This window comes from Streptomyces antioxidans, from assembly GCF_000968685.2.
In the GTDB taxonomy this organism is placed as follows: Bacteria; Actinomycetota; Actinomycetes; order Streptomycetales; family Streptomycetaceae; genus Streptomyces; species Streptomyces antioxidans.
The window spans coordinates 1-477 of record NZ_LAKD02000247.1 but is presented as its reverse complement, the minus strand read 5'-3'; the positions used below and the strand labels follow the sequence as shown (position 1 = coordinate 477).

Here is a 477-nt window from a genome sequence, read left to right as displayed (position 1 = left end):
AGGTGTCGTTGTCGGGGTTGTTCGAAGAGTGGGCAGCACGAACCCCGGACACCGTGGCCGTGGTGTACGAAGACCAACGCTGGACCTACCGCGAACTCAACGAACGCGCCAACCAACTGGCCCGACACCTCCTACAAACCGGAGCCGGACCCGAACACCGCATCGCCCTCGCCCTCCCCCGCTCCACACACACCATCACCGCAATCCTCGCCGTACTCAAAACCGGCGCCGCCTACGTACCACTCGACCCCGACTACCCCCAAGAACGCCTCACCCACCTCCTACACGACAGCAAACCCACCGCCCTCATCACCACCACCCACACCACCACCCTCCCCACACCCACCCACACCACACCACACATCCTCCTAGACCACCCCCACACCACCACCCACCTACAAAAACAACCCCACACCAACCTCACCCCCACCGAACAACCCACACCCCCCAACCCCCACCACCCCGCCTACCTCATCT

The 477-nt window shown here is 63.7% G+C and carries 1 protein-coding gene; it reads left to right on the top strand.

Going from position 1 to position 477, the window contains the following annotated elements:
* Nucleotides 1-62: 62 nt before the first annotated feature.
* A partial coding sequence (locus tag VT50_RS37980) for an AMP-binding protein (RefSeq protein WP_240529506.1) occupies nucleotides 63-477 on the top strand: 415 nt, incomplete at its 3' end.